12 protein-coding genes are annotated in these 13654 nt (G+C 25.3%); 1 reads left to right on the plus strand and 11 read right to left on the minus strand.

The genetic code is table 4. From position 1 onward, the window contains the following. Window positions 1–14 precede the first annotated feature (14 nt). The 5 genes from ACLFP3_RS03220 to lepA all read right to left on the minus strand — a co-directional run bounded on the left by ACLFP3_RS03220 (window position 15) and on the right by lepA (window position 3986). Window positions 15–827, minus strand: a complete 813-nt coding sequence (locus ACLFP3_RS03220) for a hypothetical protein (protein WP_412031516.1) — start codon at window positions 825–827, stop codon at window positions 15–17. Continuing rightward, window positions 808–945: a hypothetical protein gene (locus tag ACLFP3_RS03225; protein WP_412031517.1), complete on the minus strand. Its 138-nt coding sequence runs from the start codon at window positions 943–945 to the stop codon at window positions 808–810. Before ACLFP3_RS03225 ends, ACLFP3_RS03220 begins: the two co-directional genes overlap by 20 nt. A gap of 108 nt (window positions 946–1053) precedes the next feature. Further along, entirely contained in the window at window positions 1054–1278 is a 225-nt protein-coding gene (locus tag ACLFP3_RS03230; RefSeq protein WP_412031518.1) for a YneF family protein, read from the minus strand. A 1-nt stretch (window position 1279) separates the two neighbouring features. Next, on the minus strand, window positions 1280–2182 hold the full coding sequence (locus ACLFP3_RS03235) for an MSC_0882 family membrane protein (protein WP_412031519.1): 903 nt from the start codon (window positions 2180–2182) through the stop codon (window positions 1280–1282). Between the two features lies 1 nt (window position 2183). Further along, window positions 2184–3986: a translation elongation factor 4 gene (gene lepA, locus ACLFP3_RS03240; RefSeq protein WP_412031520.1), complete on the minus strand. Its 1803-nt coding sequence runs from the start codon at window positions 3984–3986 to the stop codon at window positions 2184–2186. Between the two features lie 94 nt (window positions 3987–4080). Here lepA and ACLFP3_RS03245 point away from each other — a divergent pair, with 94 nt between their 5' ends. Then, window positions 4081–4947 carry a diacylglycerol/lipid kinase family protein gene (locus ACLFP3_RS03245; protein ID WP_412031521.1) on the plus strand — a complete coding sequence of 289 codons (867 nt, stop codon included), beginning with the start codon at window positions 4081–4083 and terminating at the stop codon, window positions 4945–4947. A 2-nt stretch (window positions 4948–4949) separates the two neighbouring features. Here ACLFP3_RS03245 and ACLFP3_RS03250 read toward each other — a convergent pair whose 3' ends face one another. The 6 genes from ACLFP3_RS03250 to ACLFP3_RS03275 form a co-directional block, all read right to left on the minus strand. Continuing rightward, window positions 4950–7829 (minus strand): cation-translocating P-type ATPase, encoded by a 2880-nt coding sequence (locus ACLFP3_RS03250; protein ID WP_412031522.1) that lies wholly within the window; start codon window positions 7827–7829, stop codon window positions 4950–4952. 3 nt (window positions 7830–7832) lie between these two features. Further along, window positions 7833–9482 carry a hypothetical protein gene (locus tag ACLFP3_RS03255; protein ID WP_412031523.1) on the minus strand — a complete coding sequence of 550 codons (1650 nt, stop codon included), beginning with the start codon at window positions 9480–9482 and terminating at the stop codon, window positions 7833–7835. An 80-nt stretch (window positions 9483–9562) separates the two neighbouring features. Beyond that, a complete protein-coding gene (locus ACLFP3_RS03260) occupies window positions 9563–9724 on the minus strand; it encodes a hypothetical protein (protein WP_412031524.1) in 162 nt (53 codons plus the stop codon). 4 nt (window positions 9725–9728) lie between these two features. Beyond that, window positions 9729–10721, minus strand: a complete 993-nt coding sequence (locus ACLFP3_RS03265) for a carbohydrate ABC transporter permease (RefSeq protein WP_412031525.1) — start codon at window positions 10719–10721, stop codon at window positions 9729–9731. After that, window positions 10663–11700, minus strand: a complete 1038-nt coding sequence (locus ACLFP3_RS03270) for a carbohydrate ABC transporter permease (RefSeq protein WP_412031526.1) — start codon at window positions 11698–11700, stop codon at window positions 10663–10665. Before ACLFP3_RS03270 ends, ACLFP3_RS03265 begins: the two co-directional genes overlap by 59 nt. After that, entirely contained in the window at window positions 11700–13613 is a 1914-nt protein-coding gene (locus ACLFP3_RS03275; RefSeq protein ID WP_412031861.1) for an ATP-binding cassette domain-containing protein, read from the minus strand. Before ACLFP3_RS03275 ends, ACLFP3_RS03270 begins: the two co-directional genes overlap by 1 nt. Window positions 13614–13654: the final 41 nt, after the last annotated feature.

Raw genomic sequence — 13654 nt, forward strand, 5'->3', positions numbered from 1 at the left:
CAATGATCATAATATTATTTGATTAAACCTTCAGTCATGTTTCTTGATTCAAAATATTGACTTCGTAAATCAATTCCATCATATTGATAAGAGGAATGTAATTTATCAAAAATCTCTGCAAGTTCATTAATTTTAGATTCTTTATTACCAAAGGATGATTTTCTTACATAATTCTTTCATAATTTTTTGTTATTTTGTGATCAATCAATATCTCCGAAAGTATTATTATTTTCATAAAAACTTTGCTCTATATCACCGGGATAATATTCTTTAATCTTTTCTTTAATTTTAAAATTTGATTGATAACCTATTCTTAATTCTTTTTCTTTAAAATCTGAAATATTGTCGGCATCATTTTTATCACTTACAAAGTAGATTATTAAAATATGCTCGGCATCTTTTTTTGTAATTCCTTTAATATGAAAATTAACATGATTATTTAAATTATGAATATTGAAGTAATTTTTGCTTTTTCAATTATTAACAATTTCATATATTGATTCATTATTTGAATTTAATGAGATTAATATTTTATTAAGAAAGTCATTTAGTTTTGATTTTGTTAATTTTTTAGTAACATCATTATCTAAAAATAAATGTTTTTTAAAACCTTCTAATACAATTATTCTTTCTTTACTTATTAAAACAACATCATTTTTTATTTGAAAAATTAATTTTAATGATTCATTAGTGGGATATTCAATTTTTAAGTTAATGATTCGATATTTATTTCTATCAATATTAGTAATTTCTAAATCATTTATCGAAACAATACTAGTGTTTATTTTGTTATTTTTATTTAGCACACTAATTTCTATTTGGTTCAATAATTTTATTTATATTTTCTTGTAAATAAGTGTTTTTACAACTAATAGTTATTAATAATGGAAAAGTAGTAGTTACGGTAGTAAGTAATATACTAAATAATTTGTTTTTTAGTTTCACTATAACCCTCCTATTCTTAAAACAAATTAGAATGTTAGCATAAAAATTAATTTAAAAATAAAAAAATGCTAAACAATGTTTAGCAAATAAAAAAGCACTTTATATAGTTTATTTAGCATTTTTCATTGAGCGCATAACTTGTCTAATTTGGGATTCAGAAGCTTTTCTACCCATTTGTTGAAACATAACACGAATCATTTTTTCACTTATTGGGGGATTTTCTTTTAATTGTTTTTCATATTTCTTTTTAGTGAAAAATAAACCGCCGATAAATCCTGCTATGGCACAAATTATTGGTAAAATTACTATTAATGCAATACCTCAACTTGGCATTTTATTTCCCCTTTCAAATTGTCTTTTTTAAGACAATATATATCACGAACGGAAGTATTAGCAATACAAGAATACTAATAAAAAATATTTTAGCATAAAATCTATGTGCCTTAGATTTTTTGTCTTGCAAATCATTATAGTTCATAACCTCGGTACCAAAGAATGATTCAATATCAACCATTCTTTTTTTTCTAAAAATAGTATTAGCTATAAATAAAGCGACCGAGACAATCATTACAATACAGAGTAAATAAACAACTACATTAGGATTAGGAAAAGAATTGTGAATTCATTTTTTAAAATCAAGTTTTCCTCATTTTTGATCTTGTAAACCTCAAAATATTAAAGTAAAGAGACCAACATAAAATAATATTGAAACAATTAATCATGTTCTTCTTACTTGTTTCATCATTAATTTACGATAAAGTAAGGCAATAAAAGGAGGAGTAGTAATTGCACCTTGCTGGATACTAGTACGATAAACAACTATGCTTTTATTAATACCTAAAAAATCTAGTAAATCTATTATAAAAATGAATAATGAAATTCCCATAATTAAAACGGGTCCAATGTATCATGCTCATGTAACTTTTGAAGCATCCACTTTAAAAAGAGAAGGAGTATAAGCAAATAAAAAACAAGTAATAAAAGAAAACAAAAATATTACGCTTGTAATTGAAAGCATAAATATTTTCAAATTCTTTTCTAAACTAAAGACTTTATAAATTCCATTAGGAATAATTCCTTGTGGGTCTTTTAAACGATCTTTTTTTGTTGAAAGTGCTCTAGTTTGTAATGTTTCAACTTCTCTTACTTCATCAGCAAGAGATTTTACTGTTAAAGTTGTTTTCTCAAGATCTTTTGCTGATAATTCACCAACACTTAAAATTGGTTTTAAAGCCATGTTACTCCTTTTTCTTTGATGTGTCTGTTTTTAAAATTGCTAGAAATGCTTCTTGTGGTACTTCTACTGTACCTATTGATTTCATTCTTTTCTTACCAGCTTTTTGTTTTTCTAATAATTTTTGCCTTCTTGTAACATCACCACCATATAGTTTTGCCGTTACATCTTTTCGATAACTTTTAATAGTTTCTCTTGCTATTATTTTAGCACCAATAGCCGCTTGGATCGGAATTTCAAAGTTTTGCCGTGGAATTACTTCTTTTAATTTTTCTGTTAATTCTCTACTTTTGTTATATGCAGTATCACGGTGAGTAATTATGGCTAATGCATCAATTTTTTCACCATTTAAAAGAATATCAACTTTGACTAAATCGCTTTCTCTTAAACCAATATAATCATATTCAAATGATGCATAACCCTTAGAATAACTTTTCATTAAATCAAAAAAATCATAAATAGTTTCATTTAAAGGCAATTCATAAATTAATTTTCTTCTTGTATTATCTAAATATTCAATGTCGACATATTTTCCTCTTTTTTGTTGACATAACTCCATAATGGGTCCAAGATATTCTTCTGTTAAAAAAATGCTTGCTTTAATATAAGGTTCTTCAATACTTTGAATAGTACTTCTATCAGGAAAAAGTGAAGGATTAGTAATATATTGAATTTCACCATTAGTCAAAGTTATTACAAATTCTACTGATGGTGCTGTTGCAATAATATCTAAATTAAATTCTCTTTCCAAACGCTCTTGCAAAACATCCATATGTAAAAGACCTAAAAATCCTATACGAAAACCAAAACCCAATGCTTTTGACGTTTCGGGTTGTCAAACTATTGATGAATCAGAAAGACTTATTTTTTCTAAAGCATCTTTTAAATCATTGTAGTCACGAGTATCAACTGGATAAAAACCAGTATAAACAACAGGTTTTAATTTTTTATATCCTGGTAAAGATTCGGCAACAGGATTTTTACTAAGAGTAATAGTGTCACCAACTGTAACATCTTTTATATCACGAATAGAAGCACTAATTCAGCCTACTTCACCAGCACTTAATTTTTCTTTTTTAATTTCTTGAGGATTTTTTACTCCGAGCTCAGTAACAAAATACTTCTTCTTGCTTTGCATAAAGAAAATTTCATCGCCTACTTTTATTTCACCATTAAATATTCTTGCAAAAATAACTACACCTCGATAATTATCAAAATAACTATCAAAAATTAATGCTTGGAGTGGCTTATTAGGATCAGCTTCTTTTGGAGCAGGAATTTTATTAATAATTGCATCAATTACTTTATCAATATTTAATCCTGTTTTAGCTGAAATCAAAATAGCATCTAATGCATCTATTCCAATAATATCTTTTATTTCTTTTTTAACACGATCAGGATCAGCACTTATCAAGTCAACTTTATTGATAATAGGAACAATTTCTAAATTATGTTCCATTGCTAAATAAACATTAGCTAGAGTTTGTGCTTGAATTCCTTGAGTAGCATCAACTAATAAAAGTGCTCCTTCGCAAGCTGCTAAACTACGACTAACTTCATAAGTAAAGTCAACATGCCCTGGAGTATCTATTAAATGAAAAATATAGTCTTGATATTTAATTTGAATAGCATTAAGTTTAATAGTAATGCCTCTTTCTCTTTCAAGATCCATACTATCAAGAATTTGTGGTTTGCTTTCCCTTAAACTAATGGTATTAGTGAACTCTAAAATCCTATCAGCCAATGTACTTTTGCCATGATCAATATGAGCAATAATTGCAAAGTTTCTTATTTTATTATTAGTCATTATTTTAAAAATTATATTAAAAAAAGTAAATTTACCACTATAAATCTTGGCGACCATTAATAAACCATATTTTTACATTATAATTAATGTAGTCATGTTATACATATTTTATAATTCGCTTTCAAAAATAGGTACTAAAAAGAAAAAAATTTTTAATATTTTAAATAAAGCTGTTAAAACTTTTAACCATAATGAATTACATTTGAATGATATTATAAATATTAAAGATCCTTATAAAATAATTAAAGAATTAGATCAAGAAAAAGATGTTGTTTTATTAGTTGGCGGGGATGGAACATTAACTAACATTGCTAACAAAATTTGCGGACTAAAAAACTTACCTCCAATATATGCTTATAAAGCTGGAACTGGTAATGATTTTTTAAGAAGTTTAAAAACAATTAAAGAAACTAAAATTGTTAACAAACATTTTTACTTGATTAATCCCTATATTGAAAAACTTCCAATTATTAAATTTAATAACAATAAAATGCATTTTTTAAATGGTATTGGATTAGGAATCGACGCAGTAATTTCTAGAGACATCAACGAAAAAAAATTAACTAAAAATAAAGTTTCTTTTTTTAAAATTAGTGTCCAAAATTTAAAGACATTTCAACCAATTAAAAATATTGAAATAATTATTGATGATAAATTTTATAAATTTAATAATGTTTGATTTTGTTCAATTATGAATGGTGAATATTATGGTGGGGGCATGAAAATTGCACCTAATGCAAATCGTTTAGGAGACACACTAAAAATAATAGTAATAAATGAAATATCTAAATTTAAATTATTATATTTATTCCCCCTTGTTTATACTGGAAAACATATAAATGTTTCTAATGTTAAAATTTTAGAAGGCAAAAAAATCACTCTAAAAACAAGTGAAAAAACATCGTTACAGATTGATGGAGAAAGTTTTAATGATATTGATTTAGTTAATGTAGAAAAATAATTTTAATTAGTTATTTTTTTTGAAATTCTTCTTGGAGGCAATACTAATTCAAAATTAGTTATTGTATTTTTTGTTTGATGATTTTTTTGATAAATTAAAATACTTATTTTATGAATAAAATATATTGGAATCAATACAAGAGGCAAGCAAGTACTATAAATTATTAAGTTACTATGTGAAGTAAAATTATCATATATTTTAAATACTTTAGCAATACTATTTATAAAAGTAACTAATAAAAGAAAAGTTAATGAAAATATAACTGATAAATATACTTTTCAATAAAATATTGGATTATTCAAAATAATAGGTTTTTGTGACATTAAATTAATAGCATTAAACGTTGCAGAAATTCCTAAAATAAGGAATGCTACTGTAGAACCGGCTTTAATAAAATTATTTTTATCACCGCTTTGAATGGCATAGATTGAACCTAAATAATATCCAATCATTGAAAGAATTCCAACTAATAATCCTTGTCAAATAGTATTGATACCCATTCCTTTAGCAAAAATAGATTCATATTTAGAAATAGGCCTTTTATTCATATAATTTTCTTTATTATCTTGCAGCCCTAAAGCAATAGCAGGAAACCCGTGAGTAAATAAATTTATTCACAATAATTGTGTAGCACTTAAAATATAAAATTCAAAGTCTGGATTACTTATTAATATTTCAGAAATTTCTTTTTTAAAAATTACTTTGAAAATTATTAAACCAAACAATACTAAAATAATTTCTGCAATAGAAGTTATTAATAAATTTTGAATAACATTTTTAATTTTTTGGTAAATATTTCTGCCATTTTCAACTGCATGAACAACAGTTGAAAAATTATCATCTGCTAAGATCATATCAGCTGCTTGTTTTGAAGCTTCAGTACCTGTTATTCCCATAGCACACCCTATTTCTGCGGCTTTTAAAGCAGGCGCATCATTAACTCCATCGCCGGTCATAGCAACAACTTGGCTTCTTGCTTGTCAAGCATTAACAATTCTTAATTTATCTTCCGGAATCACTCTTGCATATACAGAATAATGTTCAATAGAATTAATTAATTCATCATCAGAAATTTTTTGTAATTCACTTCCTGTGATTGCTTTATCATTTTCTTGATAAATCCCCAAATCTTTAGCAATGGCAATAGCAGTATTTATGTTATCACCTGTTATCATAATTGGTTTTATGCCTGCCAATTTGCAAGTTTTAATTGCTTCTTTTGAACTTTCTCTAGGTGGATCAATCATAGCAATTAAACCTAAAAATTCCAGATTGTTTTCTAAAACTAAAGATAAGTCTTTTTCAGTAAGATTATTAAACTTTTTTAAATTCGAATTGTCAATTTTTTTTCTAGCAATTGCTAAAACTCTAAATGCTTGATTTGCTCATGATTTATTGATTTTTAAAATATTTTCTTTTTCTTCATAAGACAAATTAATACATTTGTCAATTAAAACATCAGGAGCACCTTTAGTTATAGATATAACATCTTTATCAAATTTATTAACCACTGTCATTAATTTTCTATTACTATCAAATGGTAAAGTTATTAATCTAGGGTACGCATTTTCTAATTCCTTTTTAGTTTGAAATTTAGAATGTTTTTGCAACATATGTAGTAATGCTATTTCAGTTGGATCACCTACTTCTTTAATTTCATTTTCATGATGTAATACATTTGCTTCTGTACATAATGCGCTATATTCTACTAATGATAAAAAGGAATTACTATCTCAACCTGCAATTGCATATTCTTTATTATTACTATATAAATTAACCACAGTCATTTTATTTTGTGTAAGAGTTCCGGTTTTATCAGAACATATTACTGAACAACTTCCTAATGCTTCTACTGCCATTAAATTTTTAACAATAGCTTTTTTCTTTGCCATTCTCTGAACACCAATTGCTAGTATTATAGAAGTAAAGGCAATTAGCCCTTCAGGAATTGCTGCTACCGCTAAAGAAACTCCATTAATGATTGTTGTACTCCAAAAAACAGGATTTTTAAATGATAAATTTGAAATAGATTGATAAATTATTTGTATTAAAACACTAACTAAAAATAATGCAATTCCTGCAAAACCAAAAATCTTTCCTAATTTATTTATCTTAATTTGTAATGGACTTAGTGATTCTTTTTGATTATTAACAAGAGAAGAAATTTTTCCAAGTTCAGTATTTTTTCCAATAGAACTTACAACCATATATCCTGTACCTGTAGCAATAATTGAAGATGAAAATAATTGAAATTTTCTATCAGCAAGTCCTAAATTCATATCCTTTTTTTCTTCAAAAAATTTTTGAGTTGGTTCACTTTCGCCTGTTAAAGAACTTTCTATAGCAGTCAAATTAGAAGAAGAAATAATAAAACCGTCAGCTGGTACTATATCACCAGATTCTATTAAAACTATATCTCCAATTGTAATATCTTCAGAATTTAATGTTATTAAATTACCATCACGGATTACTTTAGATTCTAAGGGAGTAAGTTTTTTTAAAGCATCAATTGCTTGAACACTTTTAATTTCTTGAATAGCTCCTATTAAAGAGTTAGTAAGTACTACAAATAAAATAATACTTGGCTCAATGAAGCTAATAGTTAATTCAGATGAAATAATTCAATTTTTTTGATTTGCATTAACAATAGCTAAAATGTAAGAAAGTAAAGTTGCGAATAATAAAATTATTACAAGTACATCTTTAAATTGGTTAAGATAAATTAAAAATCATTTTTTTCGCTTTTTTCCTTCTATAACATTTTTACCAAACTGTTCTTGTCTTTTTTTTGCCTCATCAGAATTTAATCCCAATTTAACATTTGTATTTAAATAAGACGATAAATCGATATTTTCTTCTATTTTTGGATTGTTTTTTTTCATTTATTATTCCTTAATTTCTGTTATCTCTTTAATTTTATTCAAAAATCATTCAAAATCATAATTATCAGTTTTTGTTTTTTTAGAAATTGTTGTTTGTAATAATAAATCAATAGTTTTTCTAAAACTATCGCTTTGACTATCAACTAATTCTTCATAAGTTTTATATAAAGGATTTTTAATTGTATTTTCTAACGTATTAATAAAAGCATCATTAGCGGGATTATTTCCTAACTCATTTTCTTTATATTTCTTAATAAAATTATTAGAAGGAAATAAATAGTTTGTTTTGTAACTAAAATATTCAATAGGAGTTAAATTTTCTAGCATTTTATTTTGTTCATTATTTTTGTTTCAATTTCTTTTATTTAAAGGACTATAAAGTCATTTAACAAATTCTTTTACTTGATTAGTTCTAAAATCAGTATGATGAATACCCATTAAACTTAACCCTTGCAAAATAAATGTTGATGTTTGCTGAGTGGGTGCATTTTTAAGTGGCGCTTGTAAAAATAAGAAGTCTTTTTTATCATTAGTTATTTTAGTATATGCTCTAGTTGATGCTAGCATAAATAATGATTTATTAAAGTCAGTAAATGTTTTATTAGGATCTTTAAAATGTAATGTTCTTTCTTCTAATAGCTTATATAAAGAATTATAAATTTCTTTGAATGAGTTATATTCATTTGAATTTAATTTATAAAGATTTTTATAATTTAATTTATAGGGTTTATCTTCACAATATTTTAAAAAATAATCTTTTGATGAGTAATCGCCATTTGCTTTATTAAATAAAAGTGAAAACATAAAATTTGCTGAATGTTCGCTATATAAAATTTTTTTAGACTCTTTATTTTCTTTATTATTTATTATCTTAGAAATAGTGCTAGAAACTTTTTCTAAATCGTAATAATTTTTAAAAATTTTATCAGTAAAATTAAAATTTGAATTTTTGAATTCTTCCTTATTTATAGAATGATTTTGAATATTTCAAATATGATTAATCAATGATTTTTTATCATCTGATGTTTCATTATAATAAGAAAGTATTTCATTAATAATTTTTGTTTCATCTTTATTTGAACTTATTATTGTTTTATTTAAATTATTATTTTTAGAGAATTCAATAAATTTTTTAATTAAATATCCAAAAACTAATTTATTAATTATTAAATTATCAGTACTTCTTGATACTGGAATAATATATTTGGCATTTTTTTTATTGGCATTTTCTGGAATTCCTAAATGCTTATTAATTTCTAAAAATTGAGGCATAATATCAGAATTTTTAATCTCATTTTGGAAATCAATAATTCGGTTATATCTAGCAATTAAATGAGCCAAGCTAGGATAATAAAATACTAAATCTGATACTTTTGGATCTTTATAATTAAGAGCGGTATCAATATGAGAATAAAAGAATTTTTTATTAGAATAACTACTAATAGATACTGGTAATTTTTTAGGATCATTTTTTAAAATTTCATGATTATAAATATTTACAATTTCATTTAAAATTGCATATCTATCATCATTAACACTAAATGGCAGTAACATTTCTAAATACGGATTTTTATTTTGACATGATAATGTAATAAGTGGAGAAAATGGTAAAGTGGTTAGTGAAATTTTTACTAATAAATTTTTAATTTTCATATCTATTCTCCTTTATGGTTTTATAAATTAAAAAGAGTTCGCTTGTTATTTTAAAGCAAACTCTTTTAAAAATAAATTTTTTATCATTTTTTAAATGGTAGAGAAAATAATCCGAATGCTGCGATTAAAGCAATAGTTAAACTTAAAACAATAACAACTCCAACACTAACTCAAACAATTATTCTTTTGACTCTCTCTTTTCGTTGTTGTTTTTTGATTAATTTATATTCTAAAGAATCCATAATTTTATCCTTTTGTTGCTCTACCTTGTCTTGAAATAGCATTCATAATTCTTTTTCTTAATAAGAAGTATACAATAACCATTGGAATTATTGCCAACACAGTTGCTGCCATACGAATACTAATATATACTGTTTGTAATGGATCACTTGGATCTTTACCTGTATCATTTAATCAAACGTTAATTACAGTTCAAGAACCTTTTATTTGTTTTCCCATTACTAGTAATGCTCATGTATATGAGTTTCATGATGCTAATGCTGTTAAAATGGCAACTGTTCATGTTGTTGCTTTAACCATAGGCATAGCAACTTTTGTGAAAAATTTAAATCCCCCAGCACCATCAATCATTGCTGATTCTTTTACTGAATCAGGAATTGCTTCAAAAGCATTTTTATACATAAATCCCGAAAATACTGAAGCGGCAAATGGCATAATTAGTGAAATCATTCTTCAGTGTCCAATATTTCATCCTAATGTAACCATGATTTTATATTGCCCAGACATTAATGCTACTTCTGGAAGAATTAATAATGATAGAAAAAGCACTCATAAAAATGATTTTCCTTTTCATTTTCTAATAGAAAAAGCATAACCAAATGTCATTGAAAAGAAAATTCTTGCTGTTACTGATATTGCTACTGTTGCAGCTGTATAAAGAATAGCTTTACCATAACCAGCTTCTAATGCTGCTTTAAAATTTTCTCAATGCGCTGTTAAATCAAATTTTCCTTTTGGACTACCGAAAGTTTTAGGATATCAAAGAATAGTACTTTTATCATTTTGCCAATCTTTGTCTAAAAGTGATTGGTTAATCATAAAGTAAAATGGAAATATTAATAAAGCGCCAAAAAACGCAAGTACTAAAAATTTAAAAACTCAACTTAAAATAATACTTGTAGGTTTACTATTTTCAATTGGTTTAGCCATTCATTCTTGTTTAGACTTTAAATATCGCTTTTGTGAGTATTGCCTGATTTTTAATTTTATTAACGACATTATTGTTATCACTCCTTACTATTAATTTATAAATAAATGTAACTAATTTTCTTAACGTGAATGAATATGCTATACCGATTATGAATAATACTACTGATGCTGCTCCTGCTATTGCTAATTTACCTTCAGTAATGGCATTATAAATATATAGCATTAAAGAAGAACCACCATTATTAACAGCATCCCCAGCATTATTATTAAATAAAGCAAGAGGCATAACTTTTATTCCACCAATTAATCCCATTGTTATTAAAAATGAAATAGTTCTTTTAATTGATGGTAAAGTTATTTTAAAAAATTGTTGTGATTTTTGAGAACCATCAATCGCAGCAGCTTTATAAAGTTGTGGGTTGACTGATAACATAGCAGTAGTTAAAATTAATACTTGAAATGCTAAATTTCCTCATATACCACGAATTAAAATGACACTAAATGCTAATCATCCTGATATTTCACCGCTTTCTAAAAACGGAATAGGTCTTTTAATTAATTTCAATGCTTGTAAAATATTATTAACAATTCCACCATCACGTTTGAATAAATAGAAAAATGATAATGAAACGGCTACTGCACTAGTAATATAAGGTAAAAAGAATACTGTTTGTCAAAAACCTTGCGCTCACTTCTTAACAACTTGAGTGATTGCTGCGCTTATTAAAATTGAAATTAATAAACTTAGTGGAAGTGCAGTAAGAGAATAAACTAAAGAATTTCTTATTCCCGTTATAAATTTTGGTTGTTTAAATAAATTTCCAAAATTGTCTAAACCAATAGTGAAATCGTCTTTTGAAAATTGGTTTTCAATTTTTATTGACTGAATAACTACAATAATAAATGGAATTAAAGTAAATAATAAAATCGTTAATAAAGAAGGTAATATCAAAATAAAAGGTTTTCAAAAAGAAGTTCGTTGGTTTAAAATACTTAAATTTTCACCACTATTTTTTATTCGATATTTTTTTCACAAATATGTTCTCATTATTCAACTCTTTCAGTAGTATCAGCATCAAACATATGTAATGATTCTTTATTTTTTAAATTAAATTTAATTTTTTCACCTATTGTATATTCGTGTTTTTTGGTTAAATAAACATTAGCAATCATTTTTAATTCATCAATATAAACTTGTGATTGAATTTCTTTACCTAAATATTCAACAACTTTTAAAGTTCCTTCAAATATTCCTTTTTCATCTTCAATCAAATCTTCGCTTCTAAGGCCAATATGAATTTTATCTTTATGATAATTTTCGGGTGCTTTAGTAATTTTTTTATTATTAATTAAAATATCATTATTTTTGTTAATAGTTGCCTCAAAAATAGTCATTTCTGGCATACCTAAGAATTTAGCAACGAATTCATTTTTTGGTTTTAAATAAAGTTCCATAGGTTTTCCTATTTGTTGAACTTTAGCAGTAGACATACATACAATTTTGTCACTTATTGACATTGCTTCTTCTTGGTCGTGAGTTACAAATACTGTGGTAATACCTAATTCTTGTTGAATAGAACGAATTCATTTTCTTGTTGAAATTCTTAATTTTGCATCCAAGTTTGATAAAGGTTCATCTAATAATAAAATTTTTGGTTTTTTAACAATTGCACGAGCTATTGCCACACGTTGTTGTTGACCACCTGATAATTGAGTAGGTTTTTTAGATAAATTTTTAGTAATTTCAACTCTTTTGGCTACTTCAAGAACTTCTTTTATCATAGCTTGAGCTATTGTTAACACATCTTTAGAAAGAACTTCAATTTCTGCTCTTAAGTTTTCTGGTAATAATTTAATTAGACTATTAATATTATTGTTAAAAGATCCTGTTAATTGTTTTTCATGGAAAAGTGAAGTAAGTGCTTGCAAAATTGCATTTTTATAATCTTTTTCAGTTTCCTTTTTAACTAATCTATATCTTCTTTTAGTTTCTAATATTTTTCCGTTTAAAGAACTTTGTTTTTGCAACATTAATTTTTCTTTTAATGCTTTTTTGGCATCTAAAATGATTTTTTTGTTGTCTATTTTTGCTTGTTTATAATTTAATTCATATGCTTTTTTGGCATCATTAATAAATTTTGAATATTCCAAATTTATATTAGCTAATATCTTTTTGTAATGAATTTTCAAATCATTTAATTGTTGTTTGCCTTCAATAGTATCAAGTTTATTGTTTAAAGAAAGTGAACTTTGTAAATTACTATATTCAGTTTGATATTTATTTTTAGCATTATTTAATTTTTCAAGTTTTTCTGTTTGCAAGTTTTCAATATTTTTTAAAACTTGTTTAGTTAAATTAGTTAATTCAGCAATTTTTTTTGTAATTGCTAAATTATAAGCATTTTGTTCACTTTCAGAAATATCGCTTAACTGTGATTGCAATTCTGTTAAATATTTTTTTGTTTCTTTAGGATTATCGATTGCATAAAAACATTTTTTTTGTATATCTTCAATTACTGATTTTGAAGTTCCAAAATATTCTAATATGATGTTAAATATTTTTTGTTGTGATAATCTTGTTTTTTCTCTTGTTTCTTCTTTTCAATGTTCATCGTTAGCTAAAGGAAATGCTATGTTTTGATAAACAGTCATGTGAGGGTATAAAGCATAATTTTGGAAAACAAGTCCTAATTCTCTTTGTTGTGGAGAATATTTAGTAACATCAATTCCAGAAAAGAAAATTTTGCCGCTAGTAGGTTTTAGTAATCCTGAAATAGCATTTAATGTTGTTGTTTTTCCTGATCCACTAGGTCCTAATAAAGTAACAAGTTCGCCTTTTTGAATAGAAAAAGAAACATTATCAACAGCGATGGCATCACCAAAATCAATAATTAAATTTTTAATTTCAATAGCTGGAGTAACCTTTTTTTGCTCGTATCTTTGTTTAGAAAAAGCGTGAATATCCTCTTGTGTTAATTCTTTTTTCACTTATTTTCTCCTTT

The sequence above is a fragment of the Metamycoplasma buccale genome (genome assembly GCF_046774455.1).
Classification (GTDB): Bacteria; Bacillota_I; Bacilli_A; order Mycoplasmatales; family Metamycoplasmataceae; genus Metamycoplasma; species Metamycoplasma buccale.